Genomic DNA, 18,134 nt, shown 5'->3' with positions numbered 1-18,134 from the left:
ATACCAGTCGGAAAACACTTCCGACTGGTCAGAAAATTTTATTTTTTTAATTGTCTACTTGACGGGTAGCAGTTCACAGATAAAATGAGACAGCCTCTTTGCATATGCACCATTTAAAGCAAATATGCGATGAATGGTGCGAATTATTTTTTTGCAGTTTTTATTTTTGCACCATTTCGGGCTAAAACAGATGGAATGGTGCGCATAAAGCCTGTAAAAACATAAAATCACCGGTGATTCGTTTTCATCTGGAAATTATATACAGAATCTAGAAGCAATATCTTCCATAATTTATCATTTCTGTCCAGTGATTTCAATTTCTTAAAAGCTCTCACAGAAAAATCTGCACCATCAAGTATTATTTCTCTATAAATGGTGCGCAGTGGCGGGGTTGTGCACTTAACAGCCGCACCATTTCCAGTATTTTAAAGGAAAATGGTGCAGGAGCGACAAAACTAATTTTGAGACATCTCCGGCTCAAAAGCAAATCTAATCCAATTCAATCATTTTCTGATGAGGATACTGACTAATCAGCAGTTTGGGAGCATCCTCCGTAACATGTTAGAAAGTTGTAAAGAAAGATAAATCCGTCGGACTTGTTCCAGTCCAAGTCCTGTGTTATGATACTAGAAAACCCCCAGAAAGGAACGAATACTATGATTATATATTTCACCGGCACCGGAAACAGTCGCCATCTGGCGCAGCAGCTGGCAAAAATTCTGGACGACGACTGCATCTCCGCCGTTTCCTATATTAAAGAAAACAAAGTCGGCGACTTCCATTCGGAAAAAGCCTACATCTTCGTCTGTCCAGTCTATGCGTGGCAAATGCCTCACATCTTTGAGGAATTTTTAAATAAAAGTACTTTTTCCGGAAGTACTGACTGCTATTTTGTCATGAACTGCGGTGATGAAATCGGAAATGCCGAGAAAGGCGTCAAAGCCTTTTGTGCTCGCAAAGGATTTCAATACCGAGGGGTAATCGGTATAAAAATGCCAGAAAATTACATTGCTATCTTTTCCGCACCGGATAAAGAGAGCGAAGAGCGAATTATCGCTGCTGCTGATGAGAAAGTTACCTGTGCCGCTGAGACAATATGCGCCGGCGAAGCCTTTCCGCCATGCAAGATTACTACCATCGACAAGCTAAAAAGCGGCATAGTCAACAAGACTTTTTATAAAATGGTTATTTCTGACAAAAAATTCCATGCCACTGAAAGATGCACCGGCTGCGGCAACTGCACCAAAAGCTGCATGCTGAACAACATCAGCATCAAGGCCGGAAAGCCTCTCTGGGGCGGTCACTGCACCCACTGTATGGCTTGTATCTGCGGCTGCTCTGAAGAAGCTATCGAATACGGCAAACACACCGAAGGACTGCGGAGATATTTTCTAAAAGACTAATCAAGCAATTTCACTTTGGAAATCTAGTTTCCGACCGCATAGTGTCAAAACTGGCATCGTGCGGTCATCCGCAAAAAAACTGTAACAGCAAGTCTGACCGCAGAAAAGCAAAAATTGCTTACTGCGGTCAAAAAATCAAAATTTACATCTTATTTTTTTATAAAATCACTTTTTCTTTCCCAGTATATTGTAATAATTTCCAGAATAGGAAATTCAGATTCCTAAAATTAAGTTTAGACAATAGATTTTTCCATACAGAATCTCGTCTATCATCTTTCTCCTGACTGCATCATCCCTCTCAAACAGGTTTACGGTCAATTTTGGATTTACACAATTTTAAAATCCGACCGCTGACCTACTTTAAACCAGTAATACAGTCAAATTCGTCATTCCCAAACAAAAAGCAGGTGTTTTACACCCGCATTGCCATACTTCGTTCTCCAACTATCATAAAGCTGCTCATAGAAGTGGCGCAAAGTTTTCCGCTCTGTCTGTCATATGCTTTTCCGATGGCTCTGACCATGCGCCGCCCCACATTATTATAATCAATATGGAACACGTACTGCGTACCGCTAAACGGTTTCAAAAAGCTGACGGAAATATCCGTAGTCGTCACATTCTTCTGGGTCAGCGCCACAGCGCCCATGCCTGTAGCCGTATCGAACAGACTGCAAATAACGCCGCCGTGCACATCACCCGATGGGTTCTTGCTCCACTCCCCTACGTCAAATCCCAGTTCAATCCACTTTTCCTCAATATTACAATCTAAATAGTAAATCCCCAGCCTATCATTAAACCGCTCCGGCTGCTTTGCCGCGCTTTCCGTCACACTCTTTAATTCTTCAACAAATTCTGTCTGATTCAAACTGCCTTTTCCGCCTTTCCGTCTTCATGTGTCACTAAATCATGCTATCACAAATCTGCCGATTTTTCAATTCCCAGTTGCGTCGCAGCGTCCAATGCTTAAACGTTTTTCCTTTTGCAGAGCTTTACCCTTTGTTGACGCAAAAAAAGGAAAACCCCTTTGACCATCCCATTGATAAAGCTGAATTCCTATCCCAAATCAATGAATTCCGAAGAATTTCATAGCGTCACCTACAATTCACGATGATTTATCAGTCCTATACCCATCAAAGATCCCTCTCACTCTTTGCATTTTCCTTTTTTCCAAGGAATAAAGGGTAAAGTTCTGCAAAACTAAATTTCCTTTCACATTCTCTCACCCACAGCTCACAAACTCACATGCAAAAGGCGCAGCCACATCCAAGGTGCCAGCTGCGCCAAATCTACAAAATGTCCTATATCCTTTATTCTACGCTTCCAAAAACCGCCGCATCTTTCGCTCTCTTCTCAGCAAGGGTTTCTTCCAGCATCATATCCTTGACCTTCATCAGTCTGGTCTGGTTTCCGCGCTCGTTTTCATCAAGCTTCATCTGTATATACTTGATGGTTGCCTGAAGTTTTGGAATCATGACATATTCCAAAGCATTTACGCGGCGGCGGGTCTTTTCCAGTTCCGCTGCCAGAAGCTGTGTCTGCTTTTCCTTTGCAGCCAGTTCCAGAAGCGCCGGAAATAAATCCGACAGTTCGGCTACTGCGTTATCCAATTCTCCCGAAGTTCTGGCAAAGCCGTAAGGGAAAATATTGGTCGGATCTTCCGCCGTGGTCTTAAAACCAAAGACAGGAACATCTACACTCATGATGTTCTTGTTTCCCACTTCCAGCAGAACACCCTGCTTGGGAAACATCAGGGATTCTTCCATAACCTCCTGACTCATCATGGCGCTTGCCACAGAGAAATTCCGGTACACGCCGGCAAGGGCCGCCTCAACCTCCTTACGAAGTCTTCCGTTTTCCCGTGCCAGTTCCAGAAATTCCTTCATCAGCTCATCACGCTTATCTTTGAGCAGCTTGTGACCGCGAGTAGCTGTTTTTAGCCGCTTTTTCAGAGACGTCAGCATCATACGGGTAGGATTTACATTCATTCTTTCAGCCATGACGCCTCACCTACCCTAAATACTTCTCAATGTACTCGTCTTTGATTCGTTTCAGCTCGCTCTTCGGCAGGAGTTTCAGAAGCTCCCATCCCAGATTCAGCGTTTCTTCAATGGTTCTGTCCTTTTCATAGCCCTGCGATACGTACTGTTTTTCAAACTCCTGGCTGAATTTTGCGTACATCAGGTCGATATCGCTGAGAGCGGCTTCACCTAAGATCGTCATCAGTTCCAGTGACTCTTTTCCGCGGGCGTATGCCGCAAAGAGTTGGTTCATGGTGTCCGCATGATCCTCACGGGTTTTGCCTGCACCGATGCCTTTATCCTTCAGACGGGAAAGCGATGGCATTACATCGATCGGCGGCTGTACGCCTTTTCTGTAAAGGTCGCGGGACAAAATAATCTGTCCTTCGGTAATATATCCGGTCAGGTCGGGAATCGGATGCGTCTTATCTTCTTCCGGCATAGTCAGAATCGGAATCATAGTGATAGAGCCCTCCTGCCCCCGCTTACGACCAGCTCTTTCGTACATAGTCGCAAGGTCGGTATAAAGATAACCCGGGTAGCCGCGGCGTCCCGGCACTTCCTTACGAGCTGCCGAAACTTCACGAAGGGCTTCCGCATAGTTGGTAATATCGGTCATGATAACCAGAACATGCATGCCCAGATCAAATGCCAAATATTCCGCTGCGGTCAGTGCCATACGCGGCGTTGCGATACGTTCAACTGCCGGGTCATTGGCAAGATTCATAAACATAACCGTTCTGTCGATGGCTCCTGTGCGGCGGAAGTCCGATGCAAAGAAATCCGCTTCCTCGTAGGTAATACCGATTGCTGCAAATACTACCGCAAAATTGCTTTCACCGCCGATTACTTTCGCCTGGCGCGCAATCTGTGCCGCAAGATCAGCATGAGGAAGACCTGAAGCTGAAAAAATAGGCAGCTTCTGTCCTCTAACCAATGTGTTCAGTCCGTCGATCGCCGATACACCGGTTTGAATAAATTCTGCCGGATAGTCTCTGGCTGCCGGATTCATCGGTAGACCATTGATATCCAGTCTTTTTTCGGCAATGATAGCAGGACCGCCATCAGCAGGGCGTCCCATACCGTCAAAAACTCTGCCAAGCATTTCCGGAGAAACAGAAAGCTGATTGCCTCTTCCGAGAAACTTCACCGAGCTTTCTGCAAGGTTAATGCCCGCAGCGCTTTCAAAGAGCTGCACCAGAGCGTCCGTACCGTTAATTTCCAAAACTTTGCATAACCGTTTTTCGCCGCTTTGCAGAATAATTTCGCCCAGTTCGTCGTAGGTCACATTTTCCACATCTTTGACGAGCATTAAAGGCCCTGCAACTTCTGATATAGTCTTATATTCTTTCATCATCGTCATCAGCCTCCCCTCTGGTCAAATCCCCAATAGACTGCTTCATGGTGTTCATAATTTCGTCGTAGGTTTCGTCAACTTTCGCTTCCTCTACATACTTAAATCTACCGATGGACTCACGTTCAGAAAGCCCTGTCAATGCGTCAAAATCAGCACCTTTGCCCACTGCATCCTTCGCCATCTCGTAGTAACCCAAAATCAGTTTCAGCATTTTAAACTGTTTGTCTAAGGAAGCATAAGTATCCACATCGTGGAACGCATTCTGATGGAGATAGTCTTCGCGAATAGAACGCGCCGCTTCCAATTTCAGGCGGTCTTCAAAGGACAAAGCGTCCACGCCGACCAGCTGTACGATTTCCTGCAGTTCCGCCTCTTCTTGCAAAAGCAGCAGCGCCTGTGCGCGCAGCGCAGGAAACTCTTTGCTGACGTTTTCTTCATACCACTTAGTTAGGCGATCTACATAAAGGGAATAGCTCTGCAGCCAGTTAATAGCTGGGAAGTGACGCTTGTAGGCGAGAGAAGAATCCAGGCACCAGAACACCTTTACAATACGTAGTGTTGCCTGAGAAACCGGCTCAGAAATATCACCGCCCGGAGGAGATACTGCACCGATGGCGGAAAGCGCACCGAGTCTTCCTTCTTTACCCAGAGAAATAACTCTACCAGCCCTTTCATAGAACTGTGCCAGTCTGGATGCCAGATAAGCAGGGTATCCTTCTTCGCCCGGCATTTCTTCAAGACGACCGCTCATTTCACGAAGGGCTTCTGCCCATCTGGATGTAGAGTCAGCCATCAAAGCTACAGAATAGCCCATATCTCTAAAGTACTCTGCAATCGTAATACCAGTATAGATAGATGCTTCACGAGCCGCAACCGGCATATCGGAAGTGTTTGCGATGAGGACAGTTCTCTTCATCAATGACTCTCCCGACCGTGGGTCTTTTAACTCAGGAAACTCCATCAGTACGTCGGTCATTTCGTTTCCGCGCTCACCGCAGCCGATATAGACTACGATGTCTGCATCTGCCCATTTTGCCAGCTGATGCTGCACCACAGTTTTTCCGGAGCCGAATGGACCCGGTACTGCAGCAACGCCACCCTTTGCAATTGGGAACATAGTGTCGATCACACGCTGCCCTGTAACCAGCGGCATTTCAGGCACCAGTTTTTCTTTGTACGGTCTGCCACGGCGAACCGGCCATTTCTGCATCATGGTAAGCTCTGCCAGACTTCCATCTTCCTTGCGTACGGTGCACACCACTTCATCTACAGTAAAACTGCCGCCGGTGATAGATTCCACCGTACCGCAAACGCCGTAAGGCACCATAATTTTCTGCTCTACAATAACGGTCTCCTGCACCGTACCGATGATGTCGCCAGCCTCGACTTTGTCGCCGGCAGCGACTGCAGGGACAAATTCCCATTTCTTTTCTCTATCCAGTGACGGTACTTTAATACCTCTGGTGATATTTGCGCCAGCCACTTCGCGCATGGCGACGAGAGGTCTTTGAATACCGTCGTACATGGTCTCAATGAGTCCCGGCCCCAGTTCTACAGAAAGCTGAGCCCCTGTTGAAACTACCGGCGCGCCAGGTCCGATTCCTGCTGTTTCTTCATATACCTGAATGGACGCCATGTCACCGCGCATTTCTATGATTTCACCGATTAACCCCTGATCTCCTACATGTACAACGTCGAACATATCGGCGTCTTCCATGCCCGAAGCGATGACCAGCGGCCCGGAAACCTTTACGATTTTTCCCTGACTCATCTATTTTTCACCTCCAAATAGTATGTCTGCTCCCACAGCACGCTCCACTGCCTTGCTTACGCTGCGCATACCTTCTCCGGTTGCGCCTTCTTTTCCTGGAATGGAAATAATCGCAGGCAGTCTGCTGTCTTTGTATTTGTCAATTTCCTCCGCCATATCCTTTGCGAGCACTTCTGTGATATAAATAATCGCATAGCCCTCTTTTACAAGTCGGCGCAGGATGCTCCTTGCTTCTTCGCTTTCAGCAGCGGGAAACACATCAAGTCCAACAGCTTTAAAGCCCAGAACCGATTCCCTGCCGCCAATTACACCTATCTTATACATATGGCTCCCTCAATTTCTCTGCAATCTGCTCCGGCGTAGAGCCGATTAAGATTCCCGTCAGGATAATTCGCAGATTGTCAATTTCCAGTTCCTTTGCATACCAGTATCCCGCAATTGGCACGATGCCGAAGCTCTCATATTTCGCCTTTTTGTTAAATTCCATCAACGCATCCTCGCAGAGCTTTTCAAAGAGAGCAAAATCTCCCGTCTCAGAAAGCTTTGCGCCGCCTTTTGCCATCGCATCTGAAAGTCCATACGGGGTCAGCTTATCTGCAATCTGGCTGTAATTTTCTTCCCATGCGGAAAAGAAAAAACTTTCGCTGATATTTCCGCCTGCAAGATAAACCTTCTGGAAAAAGTTCCATGGCTTCTTCATCTGGCGCAGTCTTACAAAGGTCTTTAAATTCAAAATGTCGATCTGCCGTTTTACGATACCGATCAGGAAATCCTCACCTGTTTCTTCTGCCGCCTGCAGCATTTGCTTGTAACAGGCTTTATCCAAAATGATGTCGATTTCCTGCGGATCGCCGCTTCTGCCAAAGAGATCTGTCGCCTCGATAATCGCTTCTTTCATCACAGTAGGCATAAACGTGAAGTTTCTGTCCCGCACCATAGCTACCATGTGCTTCCAGTCGATATCGCCGTTGGACATCAGATGGTCCTCCGTCGGCGTAATTCCCAGAAATTCAGACTTCAGGCAAACCTTTATGTTGTGATAATCATACGGAAACAGGCACATGGACAGTTCTTTTCTCTCCGGCACTGTATCGTAAATCAGATCGAACAGTTTGTTCTGTTCCCTTCTGATAAACCACTCGATATCGTCATCGTAAAGTTCTTTCGCTTCTCCGTAGCCAAACTCCTGCAAAACAGCTTCCGCCGCCTTAAGATCCTTGCAGGAGGCCAGTCTCATCATGTCCTTGCGGCTCATCAGATTCCGTGTGAAACTTCCAATGTATGCGTCTGCAAAGGTGTATTCTTCTATTTTTCGCTTTGCCATAGCACATTCTCCTTACTGAAATAGCTGCTGTGCGACCTGACCGATCAGCTGCTCCCTTGCTTCCTCTAAAAATGCGGAAATCGTGCAGTTGAGATATACCTGCCCTTTTTTCAGAAACAACCCGCCGCCGGTCTCTCTGGTTTCCTCTGCCAAAGTAAAATTGCCCTGGGGCAGTTTTTCCTTCAGCGCTGCAATCAGCTTATCGCCGATTTGCGCTCTGTCGCCTGCACTCAAAATCACTTCGCCGGAAGCTTCTTCGGTACTAGTAATAACCCTTGCAAGAAAAGCAATATACCGCTCTTCCTCCATATTGTGCAGCGCTTCTTCCGCCTTTTCAAAGCAAGATGCAATGAGCTTTTGTTTCGTTTCCAGAACCAACTTGCGTCCGTCAATATCCGCCACTGCTTTTTTTCTCTGAATCCGTTTTTCTTTTTCTTCCTGACCGCGTTTTTCGCCATCTTCTAAAATGGCTGCTGCCTCTTTCTCTGCATTTGCAAGGATTTCATCACACTGCGTTTTCGCATCTTCCGCGATAGCCAGCGCCTGCTCTCTCGCGTCTGCGGTAATCTTTGATGTAATCTTTTCTATGCTCATGATCTCACGTCCTATTCGTTAAATTCCAAGGTTAAAGAGCATTAAGATGGAAATCAGCAGGGCGAAAATTGCGTAAGTTTCTACCATGGCAGCATAAATAATGCCCTTTGCCATCTGATCGGATCTCTTACCCAGAAGCATGACACCTGCTGCTGCCGCTTTACCCTGTGCAATGCCAGACCAGATGCCGACAAGACCGATTGGAATGCCGGAAGCCAGAATATACAGTCCCTGAGAAACTGTAAGGTCAGCCATGCCGCCGCCTAGAAGTCCAATTCTGATAAAAATCAGGAATGCCATCAATAGACCATAAATACCCTGTGTGCCAGGCAGCGCCTGTAAAATTAAGGTTTTACCAAATTTTTTCGGATCCTCAGCAAGAACACCTGCTGCTGCCTGACCTGCGATACCAACACCCATTGCACTTCCGATTCCTGCCAGCGCTGCAACTGCTGCACCCATCAGTGCAAAAACATTTCCCGTAATCATTTTCTACCTCCATCTGTGTCTTCAACTACACGAACATATTTTGTATTTTTACGCAGCGGGTCAAATTCATCACCGCCGTCTTCATAGAATTTTCCAAAGAACTCAATATACTGCAGCCTGCTGGAATGGACAAACGCTCCAAGTGCATTGATTGCCAAATTGAAGGTGTGTCCAAAAGCGAATACAATAAGCAGTATGATAGTCCCTGCAAGACCGCTGCCTTTCAGCGAGCCCATAGTGTTTACCACGTTTGCGATAACCCCGGTGGCAAGACCCAGAGCCAATAGCCTTGAATAGGATAAAATATCCGAGATATAACTGGTGATATTGTACAGAGAGCTTAAGCCGCCTGTAACTTTTCCGATGCCTTTGTTATTTCTTCCGCCAGTCAAAAGCAGAATCGCTGCGCCTAAAGCAGCAATGTACATGCCCGGCTTTACCAGTGCCTGGCTGATACTGCTGCCGGCAAGCCACATGGCTGCGCCGCCAATAACCATATACCAAGAAAAAATATCAAAGACTGCATCTTTCCACTGTCCTCTTTTTATCAGCATGGATGCTTTAATACCCATCCCCAGGAACAGATGAATCACCCCGAAAATCAGCGACCAAATCAACAGTTTGGTCGGATCTTCAATCGGATTAAACCAAAGCGCTGGTATGGTAATCTCTTTGCCAAACATGACTCTTGCCGCTACCTGGAAGAAATCTCCAAACCAGCCGCCAAAGAGCGCACCCCAGAACACGGTGGAAAGTCCGCAATAGAAGAACATCTTGATCATGCGGTAAGTCATACCTTCCAGTGCGTATCTGTGCAATACCACAAAGCAGGCAATCGCAATAACAATGCCGTATCCTGCGTCACTGAGCATAATGCCAAAAAACATGGCATAGAAAAAAGCAAAATACTTGGTCGGATCTACGCCCCGATAATCCGGTAGGGAATACATCTCTGTAATGGCTTCAAAAGGATCCACCAGCCCACTGTTTTCTGTCAGTACAGGCACATTTTCGTCTTCCTTCGGATCGCGGAACGCATAGCAGCATCCGTGTTTTTCCAGCGTCTTAGCTGCCGCTTCCTGACAGGACTCCGGTACCCATCCTTCCAGTGTAAAAGTACGTTTGGTATTGAGGAGCTTCTCCTTTACCTTTTCTTTATCACGTTCCACAATAAGTCGATCGTAAACGGCCTCGACAGATTCTTTCAGCGGACAAAGTTTTGTGATTTCCTCTTCTATGCGGGAGCATTCTCCTTCATCTGCCACAATCTCTTCAGCAATTCGCCTGAGATTTTCCTCTGCAGTTCCTGAAAAATCCTCGAAGGGAACCGGTGTATAACCGTGCTGTTTCAAGATATTCAGCACTTCTTCATCATTTTCATTCATGGTGACAACAGCCAGATAAATCAAATCCTTATCACGATTGATTTCCTTTAAGAATACTGCCTCTCTGCCGTCATAAACTCTCTGCCGCAGACTTTCCACATCAGCCGCAGCAGGAAGCATCCCCAGATTAATTCTCGTATTTGTCGTCGCCCGCTGTTCAAGAGGCAGGTCATATACCAGCCATGGGCGCAAGGCTGCAAGGTCTGCCTGCTTTTTGTTTATCAGCTCTCTTAGCTTATGCCGTCTGTCATTGAGCGCCAAAATATGCGCCACGTCTTCATAAGTCTTCTCTCTATTTTCCCAGAGGTCTGCAAAATCTTTCTTCTTCATCGCCCGCCGGGTGAAAAAGAGAGGTTCCTTCTGTGTGTTGAACTTCTGCAGCGTTTCCAGTGCCAGAGATGTCTCATTGATTTTCAGCTCCAGCGCAGCCAGAATACTTTCGTTTACCTCCTGCGGCAGTTCTTTAGAAGAATAGTCTTCTAAAGCTTCATCCATTACCTCTCGCTGGGTAATCTGCATAACGCCTAAATCCATCAAATCCGCGATGAGACTTTCCTTTTCTGTATCAAGACCGATGACAGCAGCCTTTTTCATTTTAACAATGGACACCGCTCTCAATCCTTTCTATTATTAATTCAATTGCTGGTTTCTCGCAGAGCGCAGCTTTTTCTGCCATTTCCCTGCATTGCTGCCTGCAACATGCCAGCGTCTCCTCATACTGGCTGCCTGCAATGCTTTCTCCCTCTGCGATAAGAGCTTCTTTTCGCAAACTGCTGCTTTTTTTTGCGTCTTCGATGATTTGCTCCGCTTTGCACCTTGCATTTTCCAAAGCCTTTTTTCCATCCTGTTTTGCCTGCTTTATCAGGCTATCCGCTAAAGATTCGCTTTCCCTAATTTTTTCCAGTTCTTCGACAAACATTCTCCCACCTCCATAGCATCTTCCTAGCATCAGGAAGATTTTACCTAATTTGATTATACCACCAATTCAATCTGCTAAACAATCACAGCAATTACAAACTTTCGATATCTTTTTTGTATTATACACAAAAACAAGTTCAAATATCCCGTTTCTGCGCCAGCTGGCAGTTTTCATTTTTCAAAACACCAAAATGCGAATCTTTGCCCATATTACCTCCGACATCTTGTCAAAGTCAAGATAAAAAAGCGCCTGTTCCTAACAATTCCATGTTCTTTTTCCAATACACCCTCCTGCTCAAAACAAAAATCTCCAAATTCCAACACTTTCGCACTGTTATGCGATAAAGCGCTTTAATTGGTTAAAATATGCTATTTTTGGATGTTTTTTGGATGATTTTTTCCTCTTTGCTCGGCTTAATTGATTTACTTATCTGCAGTTTACCAGAATTTCACAGAAAAAAAATAGACACCTGCCACACCGGTGTCTAAAAAACAGACAGCAGTGCAGCAGGTGTCTAACCGGATATCTTAATGAGCTTCCTCTTCATCAAGCGGCTCAAATCCATAAGTCTTCTTAATTGCATGCCCCATCGCAAACATCAAAAGTCCGCCTATGACGCCGACAAACCAGACAACCTTATACCCGGCGTTACCCATCGTATCAAGATAATGACCGCAAATGGTGTAAAGATACAGATCGGACGAATATCCGATTGCAGAGGCGATACCGAATACGCTTCCTACATAGAGATTCGGCACCTTTGCAGTGGTTACCAGGGTGTAGAGGAAATTTGACATCATCGCATTGCAGGCAAGGAGCAGAATGGCTGCAAGCATAACCCAGATGACGTACGGTCTTCCCTGCGGAATTAACATCAGCACCACAGAAAATATAATACAACCGATAGACAGCTTGTTAATCATGGAACTTGCCGTATGCCCTTTGTCGCGGAGAGTACCTCCGATTGGCGAGAAAATCATTAGAATGCCAGTTCTAATCGCTGCTGAAAATGCCTGGGCAAAGGGAATACTGATTTCAAAAGCATCTGTCAAATAAGGATTCAAGTAGGTAATATTAGAGCGAATCAGAAAATATCCCAGTGTAAAGAAGGATAAATACCAGGTGATTGGAAGCTTTACGGCATGTCCCATGAGGCGTAGGTCCTCTTTGATTCCCTTGCCTTCCTTTTCGTAGCTCATGTTCGGAATCGCAAAGTGTACCACAACGCCAACGATAATAGCCAGCGCGCCGTAGATGATGTACGCTGCCTTAAATCCGTTTGGATTGTCTGCCAACGCCCATGTGATAATGGCAAGAACGATATACTGCAGACCCAGCGACAGCGCAGCATAAGCGATATCCGACATAGCGAAAAGTCTTCCTTGCTCGTCTTCATCTCCAAGCATTTTGATAATTTTCAGGTATGCACTCCAGTTCAGCGTAATTGCTGTGATCCCAAAGAGGAAGAATAAGATTGCCAGCATGGTGAAGGAACTACTGACGGCTACGCCAAAGGCAACCAGACCTGTCAGTGCGCAAGATGCGATTACCAGCTTTTTCGGGTTGAAAATATCAGCAACCCAACCACCGATAAAATAACTCGGAACAGCTGACGCGCCGTATATGGTCAAAAGCCAGCCCATCTGTGTGTCGGTCACGCCGTATGTATTCAAAAACTGGTTGTAAAAATCGTATGCCAGATAGGGAATCAGCAGTACGATAGAGGAAAAGGTCACGATTACGACTAATCCTAATTTCTTCTTAATATTCATTTTTCTCTCCTTTTTATACCAGGATTTCTCCATCCTTCAAAACATGCACCGGCGGTTTTGTCATGACATAGATGTCTTCGTCAGGATTACCGTCAACCAGCACAAGATCCGCAAGTTTTCCGACCGCCACTGTACCCAGTTCGTCGCCGTAACCCATAATCTCCGCGCTGTTCTTTGTCGCCTGAATCAGAATGTCCAGATCTTCAAAATTGTAATATTCTTTTCTTGCGATAAATTCATAGCCCGGGTGTTTGCGAAGCGCCTCAAGGTCTATGTCTGAACCAAAACCCAGTTTCAGACCTCCGCGATACGCTCTGTTGATGTTATCGATTTCAATCTGTGCCGCCGCTTTGCTCTTTTCATAAAGTTCCTGTGTGATGTCCGGGTTGCTAATATCCAAACAGTAAAGTCCTACTGCACCTGTAGGCACCAGGTAGCAGTCCTTGCTTTCTTTCAGCATCTGCAGCCCTTCATCGTCGAGGAAAGTACCGTGTTCAATTGTTCTGACGCCTGCTCTGATGGCATCTTTGATCGAGCTTGCCCCGTGGCAGTGGGCACATACATAAGTATTCTTACGCCTTGCCGCAGCCACCGCTGCTTCAATCTCATCAAGCTCTGCAACCTGAATGCCCGGTTCTGCGCCTTCGTTCATAAAAGCACCGCTAACCATCAACTTAATAAAGTCGTTGCCCTTCTGCAGTTCTGTGCGCACCGCTTTTCTCATTTCCCAAGGTCCGTCCGCTTCCAAATACAAATCACTGAAGCAGTCATTTCCTGTTTCTGTAGGTGTGATAATCAGACCACAAGGCACCAGTCTTGGTCCTTTGATAATCCCTTCTTCGATGGCATTTCTTACGGTTGCCACGGCATTGTATGAACTGCCGCAATCTCTAATCATAGTAAAGCCCTGCTTCAAATACTCATTAGCAAAATCCACTACGCCAAAAATAATCTTACCCTCCGGCATACACTGCAGTTCATAATAATTAAAGATAAAACCATATAAATGCGCGTGCATTTCAATCAGTCCGGGAATTAGGGTCTTCCCCGTGCCGTCAATTACCGTCAGCGGCTCATCTGCCTCATAGGGCGTGCCTGCTGCCTGAATCTGCGCAATCTTATTTCCCTTTACATATACATCTGCCGTACTGCCGTCATAGCCTTCTGTCAAAGCATTTACCAATCTGCAATTACGAATGACAATCATGGGTCTACCTCCTTGTTTCGTTTTCATCAGTTTATACTCCCTGTCAAAAATAAAAAGTACCAAATGGTACCCTTTTAAATAGTCCAAATTTCTGTTTACTTGCCGTTTTTTGGGGTTTATAATAAGAAAAAGAAGAAATTATACGACTTTTGGACTATACGGAGGGTGCCAAATGAAAATTTCTATCAATCGAAAAGCCCACACGCCGGTCTACGCACAGATCCGAAATGACATTCGGCAGAGGATTCTTTCTGGTGAGCTTGCTAATGGATTCAAGCTGCCGGCGGAGCGAACACTGGCAGCCAATATTGGCGTGCATAGAAATACCATAGTCAAGGCTTACGAAGAACTAATCAGCGAGGATCTAATCAAATCCTCCATCTCTCCTAGGGGCTATTTTGTAACGTACAGTCAGCCTGCCGACTTTAAACGGGGCGGCAGCTTTAAAAGCAGCAGATATCCCGGCGCACTGAGTTTCATGTTAAAAGAGGAGTATCTGCAAATGGACAACCTTTTCGCCAAACTGTTTTACAGCAGCGGTGTCGACAGCCCCAACGTGCCGCTGATTTCCATGGCTGCTGATATCATTACCCCTGACCTTTATCCGAGAAAACAGCTGAATCAGATTCTCAGCGAGCTTTCTGAAAAGGGCCGCTTCGACTGGTGTGACTTTGCACCTTCCCAAGGGCTGCCTCAGCTGATTCAAAGCATTCAATCCTTTTTAGAAAAGCGGCACATTCACGTTTCTCCCAAGGAAATTCAAATTGTGGGCGAAACCTACGAAGCGCTGCAGTTTGCTGCTCGAATTTTTCTCTCTGCACGTGATACCATTATCTGCGAAGAGCCAATCTCCCCTGATATGCTGCAGGTGCTGCAGTCTCTCGCCCTGAATGTCATCACCATTCCCATGGATGAAAACGGCATGCAGACCCAGTATCTGGAAGGTCTCATTGTAAAGTACAGACCTCGCATGATTTACACCATACCAACCTTCCATTTTCCAACAAACACCATCATGAGTCTTTCCAGACGATATGAGCTCTTGGAATTGTCCTATAAATACGACATTCCCATCGTGGAAGAAGACTGCGACTCCGTTCTTCGCTATGAAGGAGTTCCCATTCCGTCCCTAAAATCTCTGGATACCATGGGAAATGTCATCTACGTCAATTCCTTTATCGCCACCATCTGCCCCGGCGTAAGGGTGGGCTATATGGTCGCACCGGAGCGAACAGTAAACAGGTTTTCCATGCTGATGGAAAACAGCCGGATCTTCGTCAATCCTATCGGTCAGTATCTGGCTTCGGAATTTATCAAAAAAGGCTACATCTATGACCACATCGACACTCTTTGCGACTTCGGGAAAAAAAACAGAGACTGCCTCTGCAGTGCACTTTCTTCTTACGATGAAATTGCCTACAGGTTTCAGGTTCCAAAGGGCGGTACTGCCCTCTGGTGCTGTCTGAACGAAGATATCAACCCACAGGCACTTCTGTACAAAGCCCATGAGCTGGGCATTTCCTATATGCCCGGCGATTTGTTCTTCCCATTCATGAACAAAGGAGACAACTTCCTCCGTCTCGCCTACGGCAACGTAACCGAGGAAGAAATCGCAGAAGGTGTCGGCAGGCTGTCCGCCGCTGTTGCCGCAGTGCGCGGGCGCAGATGAGGGATTGTCCAAACATTAGTTTTGTCTTTTCTGCACCATTTTCTTTAAAAATACCGGAAATGGTGCACATTCAAGCTCTTCAAAAAAACAAGATTGTACATAAAATATATGCACAACCTTATTATCTATCTATCTTTTGGGTTAGTCAAGTAAGATTTGTCAAATCGTACTTAACTATTTTTTACTCATAACAAGCGTTGAACGCAGGACGCATGTCTTCGATTTTTCCGCGGGGAATACCGTACTTGGTAGCTAACTTCTCCCAATTGTCTCCAACGATTGTGGTGATTGCATCTGCCATTTCTTTTGCATTTTTTTCTGTGATGTTGAAACGGTATGCGGTCTCTATGGCAAGAGGTATGGATATGCGATTATCAGCCTCGTTTACATTGAGAGATAATTCATCACCATACGGTACGGGATTCACATCGTAAAGTGGAGAAAGTGCCCATCCGCTCTTTTTTAAAACAAAAGCGTGATTTCTTAAATGATCGTCGGTATTGGAAATCGCCATGCTAAAAACAATGCGTTTCCATAGTTCAATCAAATCTTCTGTAGGATTAGCACCACTCGATGTGATAATTGATACAAGATCCAGATAACTTGAACCATCGGCAGCGGAGGCGCCGTCCGTTTTACCAAGCAATGTCATGGCTGATGCAAAATGAATTCGTTTATCTCTGTCTCGGTCGAAGCGTTTTACAAGGAAAGTGCTTCCGAGCTTCGAAAAAGTCTCAAGCTTTGATTCTGGTACATTCAAACCACACATGCGAGCGAGGTCGTGGACAACCTTCTCCCAAGCGCCAGTATTGTTATCATCGTTTTTTGACGGAAACTTCGCGATCCATAATTGCCCCTGCGTATCCACAACAGTGGCTTTTGGACGCGCTCCGCCAAGAGAAGAACCCGGTCGGATCAGCTGATTCAACCACTTTTCATTCAGAGCCCTTTCATCATTTTCAAACTGTCTCGACGCCTCTTCTAATGTGCGCAATGTAGCCCAAGGGGGTGTGGCGGTTTCTTTATCGTTTGATAGGAATTCGCCCGTTTCCTCTAATTTGAAGCGGAGACCGCCCATTCGAGCTTCGTCATAAACGCCAAGTAGAAAATCGCTGTCGTAAAGTTTCCGCGGTTTTCGTTTTTCTTTATCTGCAAGGTTGCGCTCTCGCTTATTCATCAAAAGCCGACCCCAACGATCGGGAGATGCATCCGCAAAGGCCCCAAAGATTGTTCTGCCGTTTGGGAATTGTCTACCGGCGTAAGTCGGCAGGTCAGGGTCAAGAGAAAGAGACAACTTTGTGTTAGCCAACCATTCATCATCGTATGCGAAGGAATAGCTTTCTCCGCCCTTAATTACATCAACATAAAGCCTTCCAATCAACACAGGCACAGCACCACTGAAATCGTCATAGACAAGGATAGTTTTATTCATTGACATGCGCTTTAATCCTCCCTCCGAGGTGCTCTTTTTCTTAATGTCAGATTCAAATCTTGCATTTTACGTCCCATTGCATCATCTTTGGCAACAAGCAGCAGGTCTTTATCCATGTTGTTCAGCGCATGTAAAACGGCTGCATAAATGCCAATGGCAACGGAAGGACTCCCTTTCTCCACATTCCAAAGAGAAGCGCGGCTAATCCCCGCACGCTTTGCAACCAACTCAACAGGCAAATTGCGACGAAGCCTAGCCAGTTTGATTTGCTCGCCCATTGTTTTTAGTATATCCTCAGTGGTCGGTAATAGATTATACGACGTTTTTCTCATAGCAATCACCTCTTAACGTTTATTATTATAGACAAAACTCCGCGTTATGTCAATTAATATAAACGTTAAAAATGTTTCGCTTTTTCTAAAAAACTCATACATCTTATTCTTCCCAATTGTCAAGGAAACTATTACGCCACCAGCGTGCCGATTCTGAACAAACAGCGCCGCCGAAACTGCCGTTGCCGTAAATACTGCGGCACTGTCCATGCCTGCGTCTGCCAGCATAGCAGGATTCACTGCCAGTATATATACCATCGATACAAAAGTAGTGGCACCCGCCATGATTTCCGTCCTGACCGTGGTGCCATGCTCTTTCAATTTAAAAATTTTCTCCAAACTTATCTACGTTCCTCTCTTCATATCTACATTTTAGTTTGTCCGATTTCTATTATATTCTATGGAAAACGCAATTCATAGAGAAAATCTATATATTTTTTAGGAGAATCGCAAGGGGGGGCA

General features: G+C 45.7%; 16 protein-coding genes and 1 pseudogene. 2 read left to right on the top strand and 15 right to left on the bottom strand.

Features of this window, described 5'->3' with window-relative positions:
* Positions 1 to 656: 656 nt before the first annotated feature.
* Positions 657 to 1,403, top strand: coding sequence for an EFR1 family ferrodoxin (locus D1155_RS09600; RefSeq protein ID WP_160202179.1), 747 nt, complete (start codon positions 657 to 659; stop codon positions 1,401 to 1,403).
* Between the two features lie 412 nt (positions 1,404 to 1,815).
* On the opposite strand, the gene D1155_RS09595 is transcribed toward D1155_RS09600, so the two are convergent.
* From D1155_RS09595 to D1155_RS09540, 12 genes are all read right to left on the bottom strand, one after another.
* Positions 1,816 to 2,268: a PaaI family thioesterase gene (locus D1155_RS09595; protein WP_160202178.1), complete on the bottom strand. Its 453-nt coding sequence runs from the start codon at positions 2,266 to 2,268 to the stop codon at positions 1,816 to 1,818.
* Between the two features lie 442 nt (positions 2,269 to 2,710).
* A complete protein-coding gene (locus D1155_RS09590) occupies positions 2,711 to 3,400 on the bottom strand; it encodes a V-type ATP synthase subunit D (RefSeq protein WP_160202177.1) in 690 nt (229 codons plus the stop codon).
* A gap of 10 nt (positions 3,401 to 3,410) precedes the next feature.
* Complete coding sequence (locus D1155_RS09585) at positions 3,411 to 4,778, bottom strand: V-type ATP synthase subunit B (RefSeq protein WP_160202176.1); 1,368 nt, start codon at positions 4,776 to 4,778, stop codon at positions 3,411 to 3,413.
* On the bottom strand, positions 4,762 to 6,549 hold the full coding sequence (locus tag D1155_RS09580) for a V-type ATP synthase subunit A (protein WP_160202175.1): 1,788 nt from the start codon (positions 6,547 to 6,549) through the stop codon (positions 4,762 to 4,764). Before D1155_RS09580 ends, D1155_RS09585 begins: the two co-directional genes overlap by 17 nt.
* Positions 6,550 to 6,873 (bottom strand): V-type ATP synthase subunit F, encoded by a 324-nt coding sequence (locus tag D1155_RS09575; protein ID WP_160202174.1) that lies wholly within the window; start codon positions 6,871 to 6,873, stop codon positions 6,550 to 6,552.
* On the bottom strand, positions 6,866 to 7,873 hold the full coding sequence (locus D1155_RS09570) for a V-type ATPase subunit (protein ID WP_160202173.1): 1,008 nt from the start codon (positions 7,871 to 7,873) through the stop codon (positions 6,866 to 6,868). The genes D1155_RS09575 and D1155_RS09570 overlap by 8 nt, the downstream gene beginning before the upstream one ends.
* A gap of 12 nt (positions 7,874 to 7,885) precedes the next feature.
* Positions 7,886 to 8,467: a V-type ATP synthase subunit E family protein gene (locus D1155_RS09565; RefSeq protein WP_160202172.1), complete on the bottom strand. Its 582-nt coding sequence runs from the start codon at positions 8,465 to 8,467 to the stop codon at positions 7,886 to 7,888.
* Positions 8,468 to 8,485: 18 nt separating this feature from the next.
* Positions 8,486 to 8,956, bottom strand: a complete 471-nt coding sequence (locus tag D1155_RS09560) for a V-type ATP synthase subunit K (RefSeq protein WP_160202171.1) — start codon at positions 8,954 to 8,956, stop codon at positions 8,486 to 8,488.
* The gene (locus tag D1155_RS09555) at positions 8,953 to 10,950 is read right to left on the bottom strand and encodes a V-type ATP synthase subunit I (RefSeq protein WP_207709524.1); all 1,998 of its coding nucleotides are present in this window, start codon (positions 10,948 to 10,950) and stop codon (positions 8,953 to 8,955) included. Before D1155_RS09555 ends, D1155_RS09560 begins: the two co-directional genes overlap by 4 nt.
* Positions 10,937 to 11,260 carry a hypothetical protein gene (locus D1155_RS09550; protein ID WP_160202169.1) on the bottom strand — a complete coding sequence of 108 codons (324 nt, stop codon included), beginning with the start codon at positions 11,258 to 11,260 and terminating at the stop codon, positions 10,937 to 10,939. Before D1155_RS09550 ends, D1155_RS09555 begins: the two co-directional genes overlap by 14 nt.
* A 527-nt stretch (positions 11,261 to 11,787) precedes the next feature.
* Positions 11,788 to 13,032: an MFS transporter gene (locus tag D1155_RS09545; protein WP_160202168.1), complete on the bottom strand. Its 1,245-nt coding sequence runs from the start codon at positions 13,030 to 13,032 to the stop codon at positions 11,788 to 11,790.
* A 13-nt stretch (positions 13,033 to 13,045) separates the two neighbouring features.
* Positions 13,046 to 14,266, bottom strand: a complete 1,221-nt coding sequence (locus D1155_RS09540) for an amidohydrolase family protein (protein ID WP_160202167.1) — start codon at positions 14,264 to 14,266, stop codon at positions 13,046 to 13,048.
* 145 nt (positions 14,267 to 14,411) lie between these two features.
* Between D1155_RS09540 and D1155_RS09535 the strand changes: the two genes are divergently transcribed.
* Positions 14,412 to 15,908 (top strand): PLP-dependent aminotransferase family protein, encoded by a 1,497-nt coding sequence (locus D1155_RS09535; RefSeq protein ID WP_160202166.1) that lies wholly within the window; start codon positions 14,412 to 14,414, stop codon positions 15,906 to 15,908.
* A 181-nt stretch (positions 15,909 to 16,089) separates the two neighbouring features.
* Here the strand turns inward: D1155_RS09535 and D1155_RS09530 are convergent, their stop codons facing one another.
* From D1155_RS09530 to D1155_RS16005, 3 genes and pseudogenes are all read right to left on the bottom strand, one after another.
* The gene (locus D1155_RS09530; protein ID WP_201759573.1) at positions 16,090 to 17,346 is read right to left on the bottom strand and encodes a type II toxin-antitoxin system HipA family toxin; all 1,257 of its coding nucleotides are present in this window, start codon (positions 17,344 to 17,346) and stop codon (positions 16,090 to 16,092) included.
* A 5-nt stretch (positions 17,347 to 17,351) separates the two neighbouring features.
* Positions 17,352 to 17,672 (bottom strand): helix-turn-helix domain-containing protein, encoded by a 321-nt coding sequence (locus tag D1155_RS09525; RefSeq protein WP_160202165.1) that lies wholly within the window; start codon positions 17,670 to 17,672, stop codon positions 17,352 to 17,354.
* A 162-nt stretch (positions 17,673 to 17,834) separates the two neighbouring features.
* A pseudogene (locus D1155_RS16005) lies at positions 17,835 to 18,011 on the bottom strand (NCS2 family permease); the annotation flags it as partial.
* Positions 18,012 to 18,134: the final 123 nt, after the last annotated feature.

This window comes from Anaerotruncus sp. 80 (assembly GCF_009936115.1).
GTDB lineage: Bacteria > Bacillota > Clostridia > Peptostreptococcales > Anaerovoracaceae > Senimuribacter > Senimuribacter intestinalis.
The sequence above is the reverse complement of the archived record's forward strand: the minus strand, read 5'-3'. Positions and strand labels throughout refer to the sequence as shown.